Source organism: Pseudomonas sp. NY15435, from assembly GCF_048068295.1.
In the GTDB taxonomy this organism is placed as follows: Bacteria; Pseudomonadota; Gammaproteobacteria; order Pseudomonadales; family Pseudomonadaceae; genus Pseudomonas.
On record NZ_JBLUQA010000016.1, the window covers coordinates 70,441 to 90,230 of the forward strand.

Below are 19,790 nucleotides of genomic sequence, written 5' to 3' on the forward strand. Positions count from 1 at the left end.
ATGCCCTCGACTGCCAGTTCCTCGACCATGAGCGCTCGCCCCAGCCGACGGATCGTCACCGACGCGCAACGTCGGCTAGCCCTGTGGGTGCCAGTGCTGCTGTTGTTCGTCTCCGGTGGCGCGGCGCTGGTGTTCCAGGTGTTGTGGGTCAAACAGCTGTCGCTGGTGGTGGGTGTAGAGGTCTATGCCGTCACCACGGCGATCAGCGCCTTCTTCGCCGGCCTGGCCCTGGGCGGGCTGGCCTTCGGTCGCCTGGCGGACCGCCTGGAGCGGCCGCTGCGGCTGTATGCCGGGCTGGAGCTGCTGGTGGCGTTGCTGGCGGTCGCTGCCACCGTCGCCCTGGCCAATGCCGCCGGCATCTTCGCCTTTCTGGAGGAAAGGTTCGGCATCCTGGCCTGGAGCCTGCCCTTCGTGCTGGTGGGCGTGCCGGCATTCTTCATGGGGGGAACGCTGCCGGTGCTGGTGCGCGCCCTGGAGCCCGCAGACGGCCAGATGGGCCGCGCGGGGGGCAGCCTGTATGCCGCCAACACCGCCGGCGCCATCGCCGGCACGCTGGTGGCGGCTTTCGTCTTTCTGCCGCTGTTCGGTGTACTGGGCAGCGCTTGCGCGGCGGCTGTCTTCAACCTGTTCGCTGCGGCGGGAGCCTTGCTGCTGCGCCGTGAGACGACCCGGAAGCCGGCCGCGACGGCGCCGGTGGCTGGCCCGCGCAGCAGGACGGCGCGCCTGGCCATCGCCCTTTACTGCGTGGCCGGTGGTGTCGCGCTGGGTTACGAGGTGGTCTGGACGCAATCCATCGTCCAGTTCATGAGCACCCGCACCTTTGCCTTTGCCGTCGTGCTGGCTACCTACCTCGGCGGCCTGGTGCTGGGCAGCGCCCTGTATGCCCGGCGTGCCGACCGGCTGCGCGATCCCTGGGGCCTGTTCGCTCTGCTGATCGCCGCCGCCGGGCTGCTGGCCATCCTGCAGATCGCAGGACTCGGCACCTGGCTGATCGGCCTGCAGACCCGCGCCGAATGGCTGGTGCTGCAGGCCGGCGGCAGCGAGCTGTCCGGCATGTGCGCGCGTTTTGCCGTGGCGGCGCTGTGCGTGGTTTTCCTGCCGACGACCTTGCTGGGCGCGGCCTTCCCCATTGCCTTGCGGCTGTCGGTGGATCGCAACCACGTGGGCCGCGATGTCGGCGTGGTGGTGGCGCTCAATACCCTGGGCGGCATCGTGGGTGTAATGCTGACCGGCTTCGTGCTGGTGCCGGAGCTGGGCCTGGTTCGCACACTGGCCGTGCTGGGGGCGCTGGCCGCGGTCATCGGCCTGCTGGCGGCCTGGCGAGGCGAGGGCGTGGGCAAGGTCCTGCGCATCGCGGTGGCGGCTGTGGCCGTGCTGACGGTGGCCATCGGTGCGCTGACTCCACCACGGCACCTGGCGGAGCTGATGCCCGGCGCGCGCAACGGGCAGATCAGCTTCTACGCCGAAGGTCGTGGCGGCACCGTGGCCGTGATCGAACAGGGCAGGGGCGACAACCGTTTCAGCAGGCTCTACATCCAGGGCGTCTCGAACACCGGCGATGCCATGCCATCGCTACGCTACATGCGCCTGCAGGCACTGCTGCCGCTGCTGATCCACAATGGCGAGCCGCGTTCGGCGTTGGTGATCGGTTTCGGCACTGGCATTACCGCCGGCGCGATGCTGCGTTATCGCGACCTGCAGCACCCGGTGGTGGCCGAACTGTTGCCCGAGGTGCTGGCCGCTGCGCCCCGCTTCAAGGGCAACTTCGACGCGATCCATGATCCGCGCCTGGACATCCGCCTGCGCGATGGACGCCGTGAGCTCCTGCGCAGCGCCGAAGCCTACGACATGATCACGCTCGAGCCGCCGCCGCCTTCGGCTGCCGGTGTGGTCAACCTGTACTCGCGGGACTTCTACCAACTGGCGGCGGCGCGTCTGGAAGAGGGCGGAATAGTCGCGCAGTGGTTGCCGTTGCCTACCCAGAACGACGAGGAAACCCGTTCGCTGGTGCGCAGCTTCATCGATGTCTTCCCCAATGCCGCGCTCTGGACGACCGAGTTCCACGAGATGCTGCTGGTGGGTTCGTTGCAACCTTTGCACCTGGACGTGACGACAATCCGCAAGCGCTTCGAGCAACCCGAGGTGGCGTCCGCATTGGGTGAAGTGGGGATCGACTCCGTCGAGGCCCTGCTGGCCACCTGGGTGACGGATCGTGACGGCCTGGTGCGGTACGCCGGCGATGCACCTCCAGTGACCGACGACCAGCCGCGCATCGAGTACGCCCCCTGGGTTCGACCCAGGGAGATCGCCCGTGTGCTGCCAACGCTGCTGGCCCTGCGCTCGCCACCGCCGCTGGAAAACGCCGTGCCGTCAGTCCGGGCTGCGGTCGACGATCAGTGGGCGCGGCTGCGACGCTTCTATGACCTGAGCCTGCATGCCTACCGTGGTGACCGCCAGGCCTGGGCGCGGGATGCGCGCCAGGTGGCGATCGATGATGGGGATAATCCCTATTACCGCTGGTTCCTGGACTGAGGGTTGCTTGATGCCATGACGAGGCGCCAGCCAGAAGCCCGGTACCAACGGGGAGCATGGTCAGACCTCTGTCTGCTCCGCCATTTCCAGAGCGTCGTCGACCTCGATACCCAAATACCTAACAGTGCTCTCCAGTTTCGTATGGCCGAGCAGCAGCTGCACTGCTCTCAGGTTTTTTGTTCTGCGATAGATCAGCGATGCTTTGGTTCTACGAAGTGTATGGGTTCCATATAGCGTGGGGTCGAGACCAATTGTGGTTACCCAGGCTTTCACGATGCGGGCGTACTGCCTGGTGGATAGGTGAGCTGAACGTCGAGCACGACTGGGGAAAAGGAAATCGTCATAACGACGGCGAGCTGCGCGGATCCAAGCTTCTACTGATGCTCTTGTCTGAGCGGTAATTTCGAACTGCACCGGTCGCTGGGTCTTCTGCTGCATCACGATCGCGCGTGTCGACACATGTTCACCGTGAGCTATGTCTCTGACGCGCAGCTTCGTTAAATCGCAGGCTCGCAGCTTGCTGTCGATGGCTAGGTTGAACAGCGCCAGATCGCGATCCTTGTTTGCGATCTCAAGCCGCACTCTGATAGCCCAAATGTCTCTAAGTCGGAGCGGTGCTTTTTGGCCAACCAGTTTGCCCTTGTTCCAAGGTTTGCGAGCTTTCGTTGTGGTTGTTGCCATGATTCGTCCTCCACATGAGTGAAGGACTATGGTGCATCGCTCGCGCCCTCAGGGCCGCTACCGACCCAAAGCGGACTTTCTTTCACACGCATCCTGCAGGCTAGCCTCTTGGCCTGTGCAGTAGCAGCTCGCCCTTAATCGAGACGTAACCTAGGGCTGAAGCAACTCCCCTCGAAGAATCGTGATCTGCTTAGGTGCATCAATGCTTACTCGAATTTGGTTTGGGTTCGAGGTTGTATTGATTTGGATAGTGATGCCGTTGCGCAGAAGTTCTTGGAACAGGATCTCGGCATTGCTGCCTGGCTCAATGATCAATCGGATTTGCTCGCCATCGCGGCGATTTAGGCCCAGAAATCCCATAAGAAAAATCCTTCTTGATTGAGGGAAGCCAGATAGTGCTGATGCCAGCTTAGAGCATGAAGAGAAGTGGAACGAACAGTCGGACTGTAGGGCAGACGAGGGGGCAGCCATGAGCGACAGCTTCGCGCTGCTGCTTTACAGCATCTGTTATCGACCCATGGCGGACGTTCAGCCTGGGAAGCTCAGCGCTTCACAGACCGTTCTTCGTGAGTCGTGCCTACAGCTTGGTCTTCGCCATCAGACAATCGACGCTGGCGAAATGCATTCCAGCCACTCCAGATCAGTCCCACTGCAACCGCCGCATAGGAGGCGAAGAGGGCAATTTGGTTGAAGGGGGCCAGAATCTGATCCAGACCGTTCGTGGAGATCGTTGTTGAGCCAATCAGCGTCGTGCCGATCAGCCCGACCAGTACGAGAAATACAGGGAAACCATACAGGTATAGGCTTCTCTCAAAACCTCTCATGACGGAGCTATCCTCCCTTGATCGATGCAACTCCGTCCCTGGGAGTTGCGGTTATCCCTAACGTCAGGCAAGACCGATGCCATGAACCTTTCTCAAGACAGATGCCATGCCAGAGCCACGCCTGCCCGTTGTGCTTTATCGCCTCAACGAGAACATCAATGCCATCGGCGCAGCTGTCGAGGAGTTGGCAATTTGGGTCGAACTGCAGCATGGGGATAGCGAAACCGCCGCGCTAGTCAAAAGCCATCTTCAGGTGTTGGTGCGGAACTCCGACGTAATTGTCGACGCACTGGCTGAGCTCATTACTGAGGAAAATTAGCAGTGCCTGCGAGGCCTGCAAAGTTACTCAGAATGGCGCGAGCAGTCATACTGGCATAGTGCAATTATCGGTAAATTCTTTATGCGCCTGGCAGAAAGGAAGCTGAAGGCGTAAGGCGACATCCGCAAATGTGGCCTTTGTCCTTGCATAGTTTTTCAGGCCAAGCCGGTCGTAGAAAGCTGGCTAATCTGGACTACATTCGTCATTCGCGTCCCGTGCTACCCGGCTCGAACCCCCGAGTCGGGTAGTTTTTTATCGACGCATAGCGGACGTTAAGCATAAGAAGCTCAGTGCTCGCCTGACGAGCTGGCGGCGCTATCAGTCAACTCCATTAACGCCTTGAACTGGTCGGCCTTGATCGGAACGGTGAGCAGCTACCTACCCATATCGGACATCGCGAAAGCCCATTTGCAACTAGCCATGCCTAGAAGGATCGAACCTCGCTGAAGCGATAGGCGGGCGAGTTGTGGACACATTCATTGATCCAGGTCGATGAAGCCTGCAGGTTGATTTGTCCGTATTTTTTGCGTCCTACAGACTGGTTGTCTTGTGTACAGTTCTGAGGGTGAAATGATGCGAAAGTCTCTCTCTGCCCTTGCAATCACTATTTTGGCCTCGCAAGGCGTCATGGCTGGTGAAACCGCTAACACGGCAGTTGGTGGCGGATTGGGTGGTGCATTGGGCAGCGTTGTTGGTAATGCGGTAGGCGGCAGCACCGGAGCAGCAATCGGCGCAGGTGTTGGCGGTGCGGCTGGTGGGGCTATGTCTGCGAAAGATGGAAAGAAGACTGAAGCTGCAATCGGTGGTGGCCTGGGGGCGGCGGGTGGCCAAGTGATTGGAAGCAATGTGGGTGGTTCTACCGGAGGTCTAATCGGAGCCGGTCTAGGTGGGGCGGCAGGCAGCGCAGTCGGCAATAGCCTAGCGGACGATCACGACCATCATGACAGCCACAAACATAAGCATAAGCACCACTGACAGTTTCGGGGCGCTCTTGGGGGGCGCGGATCAGCGGGATCTGCCGAGCTAGTTTCCCTATTGTCGCCGCCCATGATTCGCTTGGCAGCGTCCGTTGCCACGAGCACTCTTTCAGAAAAGAAAGCCGCCCGGCCATGGAGTAACCGGGCGGCTAAAGTGTCTTGGTCAGAAGACATTTGCAGCGTAGCTCAATGGTTAATGAGCATCCGGGATAAATGTGCCCTGACCGGTCGGCAGCACGGGCCTTGTAACGTAGATCTCCCGTAACACCTCCTGCCTCTTTGCTGACATGGATCCCTATCACTCATTTCGCGTCAGTCGATGAGTGGCGCTGCGTTTTATCACTCCCATGAGCCCCGCAGACAGCGCTCTTTCCACGACAGCAATCATCGGAGTTGAGCTGCCTTTATGCACCTTCCCGTGTCGTGCATTACGTCTTAATCGCGTCTTGAATCAAAAGCCAGCTTGCACATCGCGATTGGCTATCTAGGCTACTTTGACAGTCAAAGATTCCTTTGGGTCTAACCAGTAGTCGTCTCCAGAGTGCATTCGGAGCTATGGCCTACCGCGCATTGCGTGTGTGTTAGGAGGTATCAGAATGAGCAAGGAGCGCTAAATGAACTCTGATCAAAGACGAGCCAAGTGGGCGTCGCTACCCTTGGTTCCTGGCCTGCTCCTTGTTGGCTTCTGCAGTCCCACGTTCGCTGGCGGCATTCTGATCTACGAGGCTGGCCAGGAAGGAAACGGCCTCGCCAACGCTGGCTCGGCAGCATTGGCAAGCGATCCCAGCATCCTAATGAGCAACCCCGCCGGCATTGCACAGTTGGCCGGTACCCAGCTCAGCGTGAACGCCCAGGTCATCCTTGGCGATCTGCGCTTCTCACGCGACAGCAACAATCAGTTCGATGGCAACGAAGGCGGCAACGCCTTGGAATGGCTGCCGGGTGCAAGCCTGTTCATCAGTCATCAGATTGATGACCGCTCAGCTATCGGCTTCGGTATGTATGGCAACTTCGGCCTGGCGGTGAACTACGACGATGACTGGGCCGGCCGTTACTTCAGCCAGGAGTCGGCGGTTATCGGTGTGTCCTTCCAGCCCACCCTGGCGCACAAGTTCACCGACCAGCTCTCTGTCGGCATTGGCCCCCGCATCGTCTACGGTTACTACCGCACTGAGATGGCCATCAACAACAACTTATTGGGATTGCGCGACACCCCCGACGGCCAGTTGGAATACAAGGACACTGACGTCGGCACCGGCGTGAATATCGGATTGCTCTACGACCTCAGTGAGCGCACCAAGATCGGCCTCACTTACACCAGCAAAGTGAAGCTGGAGTTCGAAGACAGCCCGAATCTTCGCAAGGTCAGCAATCCGATCATCAATGCGGCGCTCAATCGGCTGGATGTGGATTCGCTGGAACTGGATATGAACATCCCGCAGACCGCAACTCTGAGCATCGCCCACCAACTCGACCCGCAGTGGAAACTATTGGGCAGCCTGGGCTGGCAGGACTGGAGCGACTTCGGCCAGATCGGCGTGGAGGTGGATGCGAACGCAGGTGGGGTGGATCGCACTGTAGACCGCCAATACAAGGACACCTGGCACGCCTCCATCGGCACTCAATATCAGGCCAACCCTCGCCTGCGTTGGAGCTTTGGTCTGGGCTACGACAGCTCGGCTGTCGATGACAAAGACCGCACCGTCGACAACCCCATGGCCGAGACTTGGCGCCTCGCCACTGGAGTCAATTACCAGCTCGATGACGGGCTGGACGTTCACCTGGCTTACACCCTCGTATGGCTGGGCGATATGGACGACGAGCAGACCAAGTCGCGCTCTGGCGAAACCCTTTCTGGCACATACAACAACGCCGCTCTGCACATCATCGGCGGGGGCGCGACGTGGCGCTTCTGACAGCACGCGGCAAGAAGACCGTGGCCCTGACACTGAATGAAAATCCGTCCACAAGGAGCAACTCGATGAATTGGAAACTGTTGGCGTTACCGCTGTGTCTGGCCACATTGACGCTCGCGGGGTGCGCGAGCAAATACGTGGCTCCGGAGGAGTACTCCGGCTTCCTCAAGGACTACAAGGCGCTGAAGGAAGAGAAGTCGCCCTCGGGTGCACCGGTGATGCGCTGGATCAAACCCGGTGTGGACGTGAGCAGCTTTACCAGTGTGTATGTCGAGCGCAGCCAGCTGTATCCGCAACCGCAACCGACCGAGAAGATTCCCGAGAAGACCCTGCAAGGCATCACTACCTATTACGACCAGGTCCTCCAGACTCAATTCTCCAAGGCCCTGCCGCTCGCCAATGGCCCAGGCCCGGGCGTGCTGATAGTGCGCCCGGCGATTACCGCCGTCAGCGCTTCGACCAAGGGTCTGCAACCCTATGAAGTGATCCCAATTGCCCTAGTCGCCGCTGGCGTCAGCGCAGCTACTGGCATCCGTGACCAGGACACCAGCATCGCTACCGAGGCCGCTTTCCTCGACGGCGGCAATGGCGAAGTGGTTGCCCAGGTTGTGCGTAAGGGCGCGGGCGCTGAACTGGATAACTCCTCCCAGGTCATGACCGCCAACGACGCCAAGGCCGTGCTCGATGGCTGGGCGCGCGACATGGTCAAGTCCTACGAGAGCCTCAAGAACAAGTAACCCCGGCACCGGCACCGGCACCGGCGCCGACGTTGTTGGTGCCGGGTGCTTTGCAGCCTTCAAATAGAAAGACCCAGAGCCAAATGGCTCATCGATCACCGCTGGCAGTTGCCCCGGAGGGTACAGCGCACCCCCGCAAGGAGCTTGAGATGAAAACGATCATGCAATCGACCAGCAAGGAACGAGCTACCAATGGCCTGTGGAAGCTGAGCGCCTCCTTCCTCCTGTCTGCCGCCATTTCTATGACCACCCAGGCCTGGGCCGCTGAAGCGCCCAAGCCGGCCACCGACGCCACCAAGGCCGCTAACGATGCCCTGCTGCAGGAGCTGCCGTTCAACGACAAGACCTCGTTCGAACTGGCCCACAAGGGATTCATTGCGCCGTTACCCACCGAGCCGGTCAAAGGTGAAAAGGGCAACTTGATCTGGGACCCGGCCAAATACAACTTCATCAAGGAAGGTGAGGCGGCGCCGGCCACTACCAACCCCAGCCTGTGGCGGCAATCGCAGCTGATCAATATCTCCGGCCTGTTCGAAGTCACCGATGGCATCTATCAGGTGCGCAACTACGACCTATCGAACATAACCTTCATCGAAGGCAAGAAAGGCATCACGATTATCGATCCGCTGATTTCCACAGAAACCGCCAAGGCAGCGCTGGATCTCTACTACGCGCACCGACCGAAGAAACCGGTGGAAGCGGTGATCTACACCCATAGCCACATCGACCACTACGGCGGTGTGCGCGGCGTGGTCGATGAGAAGGATGTGAAGTCCGGCAAGGTGAAAATTTACGCACCGCTGGGCTTCCTCGAACACGCCGTGGCAGAGAACGTCATGGCCGGCACTGCGATGAGCCGGCGTGCCAGTTACATGTATGGCAACCTGCTGCCGCCAAACGCGAATGGTCAGTTGGGTGCAGGTCTGGGTACTACCACCTCCACCGGTACTGTGACACTGATCCCGCCGACCGATATCATCGGGAAGACGGGTGAGACGCGCGTCATTGACGGTCTGACCTACGAGTTCCTCTATGCCCCAGGCAGTGAGGCGCCCGCCGAGATGCTTATCTACATCAAGGAGAAGAAGGCCCTCAACGCGGCAGAGGACTCCACCCATACCCTGCACAACACCTACTCGCTGCGCGGCGCGAAGATCCGCGAGCCGCTGCCCTGGTCGAAGTACCTCAATGAGTCGTTGAAGCTGTGGGGTAAAGACGTGCAGGTCATGTACGCCCAGCACCACTGGCCGATCTGGGGCAACAAAGAAGTCCGCGACCAGCTGTCCTCGCAGCGCGACATGTACCGCTACATCAACGACGAGACCCTGCGCCTGGCCAACAAGGGCCTGACCATGACCGAGATCGCCGAGCAGGTGAAACTGCCCAAGGGCATCGCCGATCGCTTCTCCAACCGTGGCTACTACGGCTCGCTGAACCACAACGTCAAGGCCACCTACGTGCTCTACCTGGGCTGGTTCATCGGCAACCCCGCAACCCTGTGGGAACTGCCGCCCGAGGAAGAAGCCAAGCGCTACGTCGACATGATGGGCGGCGCCGACGCCGTGCTGAAGAAGGCCAAGGAGTACTACGACAAGGGTGACTTCCGATGGGTGGCCGAGGTGGTCAACCATGTGGTCTTCGCCGACCCGAGCAACCAGGCGGCGAAGAACCTGCAGGCCGATGCCCTCGAGCAGCTCGGCTACCAGGCCGAGAGCGGCCCGTGGCGCAACTTCTACCTCACCGGCGCGCAGGAGCTGCGCAACGGCGTACAGAAGCTGCCGACCCCGGACACCGCCAGTCCCGATACCGTCAAGGCGATGGACCTGGACCTGTTCTTCGACTACCTGGCCATGCGCCTGAAAGGGCCTGAGGTCGCCGACAAGCACATCACCCTCAACTTCGACTTCACCGACCTGAAGCAGAAGTACACCCTGGAGATGGTCAACGGCGTGCTCAACCACACCGAGGGCATGCAGGCGAACGATGCCGACGCCACCATCACATTGACCCGCGACACCCTAAACAAAATCATGCTCAAGGAGACCACGCTGAAGGACGCAGAGGGCTCGGGCGAGATCAAAGTGCAGGGAGATCAGGGCAAGCTGGACGAGTTGATGAGCTACATGGACAACTTCGACTTCTGGTTCAACATCGTCACCCCCTAACGCTCCTTCTGATACCTGAAGGTATCTACGGCAAGCCATCAGCGACGGCGGATGGCTTGCCGCTTTTTTCACAGGGAGCGCCGCAGCATGGATACCATTCGCGGGACTGCATTTCTGCAATTCGGTGAGTTACTTGCCGAGCGAGGGGGCTCACTTCGCGAGCACCTTTCACCGCATCGGATTGGCATGGATGTGGTCGGCAATTACGAGAAGAAATTTTCGTACAAGAGCCTTGCGCAGATTTTTGAGGGCAGCGCCCATGCGCTCGGGATGCCCGAGCTCGGACTCGAACTGGCAACCCGGCAGAAATCGACATTGCTGGGACCTCTGCAGCATCTGGCTCAGACTGCCCCCACGGCTGGGGAAGGGCTGATTGCCGTTGTACGCTACATGCGTGTTTATAGCCCCTCAATTCTGTTCCACCTGGAGCGCCGGCCTGGCTGCACCTTGCTTTGCTTCGACAACGCCCTGCCGTGCATTCAGGACATACCGCAAATCGTCGAAAAATCGCTGCTGCACGGACGTCTGCTGATGTCGGAACTATTGGGCAGCCCCCTGAGACCGGCGATGGTACTGCTGCGCCACCAACCCCAAGCTAGCCTCGATGTTTACCAGCGTTACTTTGGTTGCCAGGTGCTATTCGGCCAGGATCACAACGCAATTGCGATCAGCCAACGTGACATGCAACAGCCGTGCTCTCGGCATGACGCAATGCTGCATTCCATCGTTCGGTTCTACTTGGAGGCCCATACGAGTGCCGACGAGAAGTTGGGCTTCGAAGTTGAGAGGCACATCCAAGCTTTGTTGCCTAAGCAGACGTGTAGCCTGGAGCAGATTGCCAAGCTACTTGATCTACACCCGCGGACTCTTCAGCGACGCCTAGCCAATGACGGAATCGATTTCGAGGAGCACGTCGATGACATACGCCGTCGGCGAGCCGAAGAATTGCTCAGCGAGTCAGACTTGAGCATCGGACAAATCGCCTCGGAACTGGGTTATCGGCGCACTACCTCGTTCTGTCGTGCACACCACCGATGGTTCGGTGTTCCCCCAATAGAGCGACGACGGCAGCTCAAGGTAGGTAAAGGAAATAGTGATTGATGCGCTTACTCAGCATTCTCGCTGGGTTTTAGGAAACGTGTTCAACCTCATCAAGACGAACACTTCCACCTCGGTTTAGATGTACTCGGTGGCATTCAGCGAAAGCGATCGCCTGTTTGTCAGGGGAAGGTTAGGTATGTCTACCTTACCTACACTCAGGGCTGTCGCAGCACATAGAGGCGGGATACTCGATGCGCAGATGGCCTGCTGTCCTACTGATTTCCTGTATTGCCGGAGCGGCCATCGCCGATGAAGTACCGGATGCGGTCCAAACCTGTGCCGTGTGCCATGGAATGCATGGCGAGGGTACGGCGCAAGGGCCCGTGCTGGCGGGGCTTTCGGCCGAATATATTTCGGCGCAAGTGGCGCATTTCAACTCACGACAGCGCAGCAATGCGCTGATGGGGCCGATGGCCGAAGCCTACGCCTCGGCCGATCTGCTGCAGCCGGCTGCCGCTTACTACGCCGCCCAGGGCAAGCTGCCGGCGCTGCAGGTTCGCGGGCAACAGCCCGCCGCCTCGCCGGCCGAGAAGCTCTATTACCAGGGCGACCTGTCCCGCGACATTCCAGCCTGCTTCAGCTGCCACGGCCCGTCGGCCGTCGGCTCGGGGCCATTCCCGCGGCTCGCCGGGCAACAGGCGGCCTACCTGCAGGCGCAGTTGCAGGCCTGGCGCAAGGGCGAGCGTGGCGGTGACCCCGAGGGCATGATGGGCGCCATCGCCAAGCGCCTGAACGACAAGGACATCACTGCGCTGGCCAGCTATCTGGCGGCGATTCGCTGAGGAAAGCTCATGAACAGAACCCTGATCTGCATGACCTTGGCGGGAAGCGTTGTGCTGCCAGTACAAGCAGCTGATGCGGTGACTACGGCGATGGAGGAAATCAGCGCGCAACCCAAGGCCAAGGATGCCCATTACTTCACGCCACGTGACCTCTCGAAGATCCCCGACGGCGCCTTTGGCGACAAGATTCGCCGTGGCTACCAGCTGTTCGTCAATACCCAGCAGCTCAAGGGCCGCTATGTCGGTAACCAGCTGAATTGTACCAACTGCCACCTGGACGCCGGCACGAAGGCCTACGCCGCACCGATGTGGGCGGCCTACCTGGCTTACCCGGCCTTCCGCAAGAAAGACAACCGCGTGAACAACTTCGCCGAGCGCATTCAGGGCTGTTTCAACTACTCCATGAACGGCAAGGCCCCCGAACTGGGTTCACCCGAGCTGGTGGCGATGTCGGCCTATTCCTATTGGCTGCTCATGGGTGGCCTGCTGGATATGTACGGCATGCAGGACAAGCCGGTGCCGGAACTCAGCGACGCTGAACTGCAGCGCGGCGGTCGAGAGGAGTCCTTCGTTCTGCCGGGTCCGCTGGCTGACAGAGTGAAGATGGAAGGGCGCGAACTCATGCCCGGCCGCGCCTTCGCCGCGCTGCCGGCACCGCCGCAGGCCTACTCACCGCAACGGGGCCAGCAGGTCTATACCGAGCATTGCGCGATCTGCCACGGCCAGCAGGGTGAAGGCCGCAAGATGGCGGCTGTGCCCGTGATTCCGGCGCTGTGGGGCAGCGAATCCTACAACTGGGGCGCTGGCATGCACCGCGTCAATACCGCGGCCACCTTCATCTACGAGAACATGCCGCTGGGCAAGAGTGTGCAACTCAACGTCCAGCAGGCCTGGGATGTGGCGGCCTACATGAACAGCCGGGAACGGCCGCAGGACCCGCGTTTCACGGGGGATGTCGCCAGGACGGCGAAAGACTTCCACGCCTCCGACCAGGGCTATTACGGCCAATCGCTGGACGGCACGGTGCTCGGCAGTAAGTCCTATCCGTCCGGTGTGAGGCCCTGAATCGCTGCTGCCAATGATGTCGACGACATGTCCCGGCTACCTCGGATGCTTGTCCTGACGGACTCAACGAACGAACCCCATCTCAGCGCATTACCAGTAAAGGGAAAGCACATGAAAACGGTCTTGCTCAAGATTAAACATGAGTTCATGAAGGCACTTCCGCCGACCATCTTCTTCTTCGTCATCCTGCACATCGTTGCCGCCATTCGCGCGCTCATGATTAAGGGCACTGGCGTGCCGCTTCCTGTGACGGCTTCAGTACTGATCGCTTCGCTGGTGCTCGGCAAGTCAGTACTGGTGGCCGACATGCTGCCCTTCATCAACCGCTTCCCGGAAAAGCCGCTGATCTGGAACGTTTCCTGGAAGACCTTGATGTATGCCTTGGTCGCACTGTGCGTGCACTACCTGGAGCGACTCTACGAGTACTGGAAAGAGGCTCCCAGCCTGATGGACGCAAATTCCATGCTGTGGACGTCCATGAACTGGCCCCGCTTTTGGGCGGTACAGATTCTCCTCGTCACCTTGATTTTCATGTATTGCGTTATCGCGGAACTGGCGCGAGTCATCGGCCGTGAGCGCCTGAAGAAAATGTTCCTTGGCCCACTACCCGAGGGCCTGGGAAGGGATGGCACGACTAAATGACCTGTTGCTTGTGAAGCAACATGTACACGCACTGCACTGGCACTCGGAAGCACCTAGTGAGTGGAGGCGGGAGGCGTCTCATACGCGCCAATTGGTGCGTACCTGCGTTGGCGAGTATTTAAGTGGGCGAGATAGACCGCCATGGGGGCAGGCAAGGAACGAGGCCGGCAACTACCTCCATCACTTGCATAGCCAGCCAATAAGAGTGGCATCCACCTGATGGCGGGGGAGCCCCTTCATAAAGCCTGATACCAAGAGAGCAGTCCCTCTAAGCGGTTAACTAAATGAAACTCCACGGAAAGCTGCATCTGCCTGGGCTAATGCTGGTATCGATCGTCAGCGGAGGGTGTTGCAATGCACCTGATTACAGATAGGCCCGGCCCAATCAGCTATATCCATCCAAACGGGGCGACAGCGCTCATAGAGTTCGAGTGGGGCACTCCAGGTGACCTGGTGCCACGCGAAGTATTGGTGAGAGCTGCTAATCAAATCGTCTGCTCTGCCACGGGGCCATGGAAGTGCTTTGCCGATGCAAGAAGGCAGGGGATTGAAATGGCGACTGCCTGGTGTGAGCGCCGGCATTGATTCAAAGCCCAAGAGGACTTTGGTCTGACTCCCAGCTCTGAGCGGACAGCGACTCTAGAGGTATAACCATCATGATTGCAGAGCGGGCTGCTGAGTAGCTCGCCACTGCGTTAACACCGCCGAAGCCCGAAAGCTAAGATTCAGAGGACGATGCGTTGCTACCGTTGTGCAGGCCTTGCCGTCCATCCGAGATATCAGAGAGACCTCTCGCCTTCTGATGAGGTCCCGCTACTCTCAGCACTGCTGACTTTCTATTGACTGTGCCGTTAGGGAGCCCCCATCCCGCGCGGCATTTTTTTTGCCCAAGGAAATAAGTAGCCATGGACATTCGAATTGAATACATGGCTGGGAATCCACCCACATGGAAGGTATTCCTGGGGACGTTTTTCCAGCTTTGCTTCTCGGAGGCAGAAGCAAGGGAATGGGCAGCGCGAGCGCAGACTCATGAGGCCGACCAGTGTCGTCCCGAGTACCATCTCCCCAACCCCATGCCGCCCGCCAAGGCTGCGACCACCGTGCCGCTGGAACTCCCGGAGGGAGGAGCTAGAGTTGAACTGAAGTCAACGGATTGGCTCGTGCTTATTTAGTCCTCAGCATCAAGCCCCGTCATTTGGCGGGGCTCTCCTAAAAGCCATTTAAGATTTTTGTATTTGGGCTGAATTTTTCCGCTGACTTGCGGATACCTACTGCCTGCGAATTTGGATCCGGCGCAAATCTGGAGAAGCGGCCATAGAACGCAGAGCCCTGTACCAACCAACTGGTAACTACGTGCTGCGATGCATCGGCCACGATGGTTTGCTCGCATCAGTGGCGACCTACTATCTGCACGGCACCGCGCTCTACCTCTCTGAGCAGTTACGCTTGCATGATCCTGCAGTGCGCTTCGAAGGAAGTCCTGTGGGACGCATCGAAATCTCGTGCTGCCGTCGCCTACGAGTGATGTTGGAACTAGAGCAGATCGGAGAGCTGGAGGCGAACATATTTACAGATGCTCAGGGACAACGCTTTTGGCTTTCGGAGATCCAGCTCTAATGCCTTGAAGGTGGAGCCCACGACCACACGTAGGATGTGCTAAGTTGGCCGGTCCCCGCGGAGGTTTCGACACGACAGAGCCGCCCAATGGGCGGCTTTTTCATTCCCGCGATCAGAATCGGGGCGCTCAAGCGGAGGTCTGCTAATGGCCGATAGCAGCCGCACCCGCTATTGGGGCCGGCTCGAAGGAATAACGGCCCTAGAGCGCCCCGCGCGGCAGTCGGATGCAACTCAAATCTCGATGATTAACTTTTTGGTTCTACCGCATTCACTGAGTCCAATTGCCCGCTCATGCGATGTAGGAAGCCAATGAGCACCTCAATCTCGTCCTCGCTCAAAGCTGCCAAAAGTAGTCTCTCTCTCTCAAGCGCAGTCACCAATACACGGTCGTGCATCTTGCGGCCTGAAGGTGTGAGCGAGACGGTGTAGCGACGGGCATCTTTTGCATCGACCTCTGTTGCCACGTGTCCGTCACGTTCCAGCACCTGTAGTGCTCGGCTGACAGCGCTCTTGTCGAGGCCGATCACCTGAACCACGCGATTAGCACTGATGTGATCCTCGACTGCGAGCATGGCCAGCACCCGCCATTCCACAATCCCTATCCCGAAGTGCTTGCGGTAGCAGGCAGAGGCCCCGCTAGACATTTTGTTGGTCAACGATGTGAGTAGCGCAGGAACGTAGCGATCCAGGTTGAGGGGCGAACGAGGCATGACGAGCGGTTCCTGCACGTAGGTCGAATTGGTTGACATCGCAACTAAAATGCTTAGGATGAGAATCACACAAAGATTCCGCGTCCGCATCATAAGCGCACGCGACACGACAATAAAAATCCAGAGGTGCCGTGCCATGTCTTGCCTACCCCTGACATCCCCTTCGTAATTTCTTCTCCAGCTAACGCTCCCAGCCAGTAAGGCCGGCTCACATCTATTCGCTATCAAACACTGCAGATCTGCGGTGGGGTCACGCTCATGCTCGAAGTTTGTGTTTCTCGAAAAACCGCTGAAGCTGACGGTGTATGCAGCTTCGAATTAACTGCCGCCAACGGACTGGAATTGCCGACCTTTACAGCGGGTTCCCACGTCGACGTGCATGTGGCGCCAGGTGTTGTCCGACAGTACTCGCTGTGCAATTCGCCGCAAGAGCGTGGCAGGTACGTCATCGCGGTGCTGAATGAGCCGGCTTCCAGAGGTGGTTCAAAAGGCATGCACGCCGACGTTATGGAAGGCTCCAGCCTGACCATCAGTGCGCCTCGTAATCTGTTCGATTTGGATCTCAGCGGCGATCGATATGTGCTGTTTGCCGGCGGTATCGGCATCACGCCCATCCTGGCTATGGCTCATACCCTTTTGGTAGCGCGCAAGCGCTTCGAGCTCCATTACTGCGGTCGCTCTGTTGAGCGGCTGGCGTTCCTCGATCTTCTGAGCGACGCGCCCTTCGCGCAGCACCTTCGTCTTCACGTAGACAATGGGCCAATCGAACAGCGCCTGGATGCCGCGAAGATCCTGGCGGCGCCCGGGCAGGGGGATCAGCTCTACGTTTGCGGCCCATCAGGCTTCATGTCGCACATTCAATCCACTGCGAAGGAGTCTGGCTGGGCGGATCAGCAAATCCATCGCGAGGATTTCGCGGCGCCCCCGCAAGTTCTTGAAGGCGATCAACCCTTCGAAGTCGAGCTCTCACGCTCTGGTCGTGTGATTGAAGTTCCTGCGCAAAAGACCGTTTTGGAAGTGTTGCTGGAGCACGACGTTGAGGTCGAAAGCTCCTGCGAACAAGGCATTTGCGGCGCTTGCATTACTCGAGTTCTTGCGGGCGAACCAGAGCATCGCGATCAGTACATGAGCGATGCAGAACATGCGCGAAACGACAGTTTTACACCTTGCTGTTCCCGCTCCCGCAGTCCGCGCTTAGTGCTGGATCTGTGACCCCCTAACAAGAACTACCTGATAGCTGGAGATCGCTATGAGTACATCGCAAGCTCAGTCGCTCGCATACGAGGTGGGAGCTCCTGCAGAGCTACCTAAATTCCCGCTGAACCAGTGGTACGTCGCGGGCTTTGTCTGGGAGCTGAAAGATAAACCTGTAGGCAGAACCCTGCTGGGCAAGCCCGTTGTTCTGTTCCGTACAGCAGACGGCCAGCCAGCGGCGCTGGAAGACCGCTGCTGCCATCGGGCTCTGCCTCTGTCGCATGGCACGCTCGAGGAGAAAGGTGTCCGCTGTGGTTACCACGGTCTGCTGTTCAACGGCGCGGGACAGTGTCTTGAGGTGCCCGGTCAGTCCAAAATTCCAACGAAGGCGAAAGTCCCTGCTTACCACGTTCGAGAGCGTGATCAGATCCTCTGGATCTGGTTTGGCAGCGCAGATCAAACGGAACCGACCTGCGAACCTCCGGCATACGATGTCCACAGCAGCGGCGAGTACGTCTACGAAGGGGACGTCTATCACTACGACGCTCCTTACCAGCTCATCCATGACAACCTGCTCGACCTGAGCCATCTGGGTTACGTGCACCTGCGCACCATCGGTGGAAACGCCAGCATCCATATGAACGCTCAGATGCGTGTTGAAAGTGATGACGCCACTGTGCGGGTCATTCGCCATATGCCGGACTCGGTTCCGCCACCGACCTACACCGCTGCTTATCCCTTCAAGGGCAAGGTTGATCGTTGGCAGGAAATCGAGTTCCGCGTCACTCACCTCCGAATCTGGACTGGTGCAGTCGATGCCGGGACTGACTCGCTTGAAGATCCTGGGCGCGGTGGATTCCACATGCGGGGGTTCCATGGGGTGACTCCCGAGACTGAAAACACCAGCCACTACTTCTGGACGATTGCCACCAACCCGAAGAGCAATCACGAAGAAACCAAAGCGAAGGTCGTCGAGCAGACCGCGATGACCTTCGATGAAGACAAGGTCGTTATCGAGGCTCAGTACAAGAACATGCTCGAATTCGGCCCTCGGTCGATGGTGGACATCCATGTGGATGTAGGGGCCAACCGCGCACGCAAGATCATTGAGAAGCTTCGCCAGGAATCCTGATGGTCTACCGGGAGGCGACCATAACTGCCTCCTCGCAACACATCTCACAGGGCGCCAATGGCGCATAGATGGAGGACATATGTCTGTAAATCGTGGTGTGGTTTATCTCGGCCCGGGCAAGGTCGAAGTTCAGAACATTCCCTATCCGAAGATGCAGGATCCGCAGGGCAAGCAGATCGACCACGGGGTAATCCTGCGCGTCGTTTCCACCAACATCTGCGGTTCTGATCAACACATGGTGCGTGGTCGCACCACTGCGCCCGAAGGTCTGGTGCTGGGGCACGAGATCACCGGCGAGGTAGTGGAGATCGGCCGCAGCGTTGAAACCATGAAGATCGGCGACCTGGTCTCGGTGCCGTTTAACGTCGCCTGTGGTCACTGCCGCACCTGCAAGGAGCAGCACACCGGCGTCTGCCTGACGGTCAACCCGGCTCGTGCCGGCGGCGCCTATGGCTACGTCGACATGGGCGGCTGGGTCGGTGGTCAGGCCGAGTACGTGATGGTGCCCTATGCCGACTTCAACCTGCTGCGCCTGCCCAACCGCGACGCGGCGATGGAGAAGATCCGCGACCTGACCTGCCTCTCCGACATCCTGCCCACCGGCTACCATGGCGCGGTGACTGCCGGCGTGGGGCCGGGCAGCACCGTATACATCGCCGGCGCTGGCCCAGTCGGTCTCGCCGCTGCTGCTTCAGCTCGCCTTCTGGGCGCCGCCGTGGTGATCGTTGGTGACGTCAACCCGACTCGCCTGGCCCACGCCAAGGCCCAGGGCTTCGAGATCGCTGACCTGTCCAAGGACACCCCGCTGCACGAGCAGATCGCCGATATGCTGGGCGAGCCGGAAGTGGACTGCGCGGTTGACGCGGTGGGCTTTGAGGCCCGTGGTCATGGCCATTCGGGCTCTCAGCACGAGGCTCCGGCCACCGTGCTTAACTCGCTGATGGGCGTGGTACGGGTGGCTGGCAAGATCGGCATTCCGGGCCTGTACGTTACCGAGGATCCGGGCGCGGTGGACGCGGCCGCCAAGCAGGGCTCGCTGAGCATCCGCTTCGGACTGGGCTGGGCCAAGTCGCACAGCTTCCACACTGGCCAGACCCCAGTGATGAAATACAACCGCCAACTGATGCAGGCGATCATGTGGGATCGCATCAAGATTGCCGACATCGTCGGGGTGGAAGTAATCACCTTGGATGATGCGCCGAAAGGCTACGGCGAATTCGATGCCGGCGTACCGAAGAAGTTCGTCATCGACCCGCATAACCTATTCCGCGCCGCCTGACCTAGCACACCGGCTGCCGCCCCTTTGCCTCGGGGCGGCAGCTCGACATCGCTTGGCCAATCACGCCGAGCCCTTGCGTTGCACGCATAACAAAAACAAGAAGGTCTCTGATGAAAT

General features: G+C 59.4%; 17 protein-coding genes and 1 pseudogene. 14 read left to right on the forward strand and 4 right to left on the reverse strand.

Going from position 1 to position 19,790, the window contains the following annotated elements; all coding sequences use genetic code 11:
• Positions 1–27: 27 nt before the first annotated feature.
• Positions 28–2,532 carry a fused MFS/spermidine synthase gene (locus tag ACNFH5_RS27670; RefSeq protein WP_416751709.1) on the forward strand — a complete coding sequence of 835 codons (2,505 nt, stop codon included), beginning with the start codon at positions 28–30 and terminating at the stop codon, positions 2,530–2,532.
• Positions 2,533–2,592: 60 nt separating this feature from the next.
• Here the strand turns inward: ACNFH5_RS27670 and ACNFH5_RS27675 are convergent, their stop codons facing one another.
• From ACNFH5_RS27675 to ACNFH5_RS27685, 3 genes are all read right to left on the reverse strand, one after another.
• Entirely contained in the window at positions 2,593–3,213 is a 621-nt protein-coding gene (locus ACNFH5_RS27675; RefSeq protein ID WP_416751638.1) for a tyrosine-type recombinase/integrase, read from the reverse strand.
• A 150-nt stretch (positions 3,214–3,363) separates the two neighbouring features.
• The gene (locus ACNFH5_RS27680; protein ID WP_416751640.1) at positions 3,364–3,573 is read right to left on the reverse strand and encodes a carbon storage regulator; all 210 of its coding nucleotides are present in this window, start codon (positions 3,571–3,573) and stop codon (positions 3,364–3,366) included.
• Positions 3,574–3,755: 182 nt separating this feature from the next.
• A complete protein-coding gene (locus ACNFH5_RS27685; RefSeq protein ID WP_416751642.1) occupies positions 3,756–4,037 on the reverse strand; it encodes a hypothetical protein in 282 nt (93 codons plus the stop codon).
• Between the two features lie 106 nt (positions 4,038–4,143).
• On the opposite strand from ACNFH5_RS27685, the gene ACNFH5_RS27690 reads away from it, so the two are divergent.
• The 10 genes and pseudogenes from ACNFH5_RS27690 to ACNFH5_RS27735 all read left to right on the forward strand — a co-directional run bounded on the left by ACNFH5_RS27690 (position 4,144) and on the right by ACNFH5_RS27735 (position 13,741).
• Entirely contained in the window at positions 4,144–4,356 is a 213-nt protein-coding gene (locus tag ACNFH5_RS27690) for a hypothetical protein (protein WP_416751644.1), read from the forward strand.
• 573 nt (positions 4,357–4,929) lie between these two features.
• Positions 4,930–5,331 carry a glycine zipper domain-containing protein gene (locus tag ACNFH5_RS27695; protein WP_416751711.1) on the forward strand — a complete coding sequence of 134 codons (402 nt, stop codon included), beginning with the start codon at positions 4,930–4,932 and terminating at the stop codon, positions 5,329–5,331.
• Positions 5,332–5,947: 616 nt separating this feature from the next.
• The gene (locus tag ACNFH5_RS27700; protein ID WP_416751646.1) at positions 5,948–7,249 is read left to right on the forward strand and encodes an OmpP1/FadL family transporter; all 1,302 of its coding nucleotides are present in this window, start codon (positions 5,948–5,950) and stop codon (positions 7,247–7,249) included.
• A 65-nt stretch (positions 7,250–7,314) separates the two neighbouring features.
• Positions 7,315–7,986, forward strand: a complete 672-nt coding sequence (locus tag ACNFH5_RS27705) for a DUF3313 domain-containing protein (RefSeq protein ID WP_416751648.1) — start codon at positions 7,315–7,317, stop codon at positions 7,984–7,986.
• A gap of 149 nt (positions 7,987–8,135) precedes the next feature.
• Positions 8,136–10,151 carry an alkyl/aryl-sulfatase gene (locus ACNFH5_RS27710; RefSeq protein WP_416751649.1) on the forward strand — a complete coding sequence of 672 codons (2,016 nt, stop codon included), beginning with the start codon at positions 8,136–8,138 and terminating at the stop codon, positions 10,149–10,151.
• 87 nt (positions 10,152–10,238) lie between these two features.
• Positions 10,239–11,252, forward strand: coding sequence for an AraC family transcriptional regulator ligand-binding domain-containing protein (locus ACNFH5_RS27715; RefSeq protein WP_416751651.1), 1,014 nt, complete (start codon positions 10,239–10,241; stop codon positions 11,250–11,252).
• A gap of 191 nt (positions 11,253–11,443) precedes the next feature.
• Positions 11,444–11,653 (forward strand): annotated as a pseudogene (locus ACNFH5_RS27720) (c-type cytochrome); the annotation flags it as partial.
• Between the two features lie 9 nt (positions 11,654–11,662).
• Positions 11,663–12,034 (forward strand): c-type cytochrome, encoded by a 372-nt coding sequence (locus tag ACNFH5_RS27725; protein WP_416751713.1) that lies wholly within the window; start codon positions 11,663–11,665, stop codon positions 12,032–12,034.
• 9 nt (positions 12,035–12,043) lie between these two features.
• Entirely contained in the window at positions 12,044–13,099 is a 1,056-nt protein-coding gene (locus ACNFH5_RS27730) for a c-type cytochrome (protein WP_416751652.1), read from the forward strand.
• 111 nt (positions 13,100–13,210) lie between these two features.
• Positions 13,211–13,741, forward strand: coding sequence for a hypothetical protein (locus tag ACNFH5_RS27735; protein WP_416751654.1), 531 nt, complete (start codon positions 13,211–13,213; stop codon positions 13,739–13,741).
• Between the two features lie 1,862 nt (positions 13,742–15,603).
• On the opposite strand, the gene ACNFH5_RS27740 is transcribed toward ACNFH5_RS27735, so the two are convergent.
• A complete protein-coding gene (locus ACNFH5_RS27740) occupies positions 15,604–16,206 on the reverse strand; it encodes a MarR family winged helix-turn-helix transcriptional regulator (protein WP_416751656.1) in 603 nt (200 codons plus the stop codon).
• Positions 16,207–16,326: 120 nt separating this feature from the next.
• Here ACNFH5_RS27740 and ACNFH5_RS27745 point away from each other — a divergent pair, with 120 nt between their 5' ends.
• The 3 genes from ACNFH5_RS27745 (at position 16,327) to fdhA (ending at position 19,673) form a co-directional block, all read left to right on the forward strand.
• A complete protein-coding gene (locus ACNFH5_RS27745) occupies positions 16,327–17,280 on the forward strand; it encodes a PDR/VanB family oxidoreductase (RefSeq protein ID WP_416751658.1) in 954 nt (317 codons plus the stop codon).
• A 37-nt stretch (positions 17,281–17,317) separates the two neighbouring features.
• On the forward strand, positions 17,318–18,394 hold the full coding sequence (locus ACNFH5_RS27750) for a Rieske 2Fe-2S domain-containing protein (RefSeq protein WP_416751660.1): 1,077 nt from the start codon (positions 17,318–17,320) through the stop codon (positions 18,392–18,394).
• A 79-nt stretch (positions 18,395–18,473) separates the two neighbouring features.
• Complete coding sequence (gene fdhA, locus ACNFH5_RS27755) at positions 18,474–19,673, forward strand: formaldehyde dehydrogenase, glutathione-independent (protein ID WP_416751662.1); 1,200 nt, start codon at positions 18,474–18,476, stop codon at positions 19,671–19,673.
• Positions 19,674–19,790 lie beyond the last annotated feature (117 nt).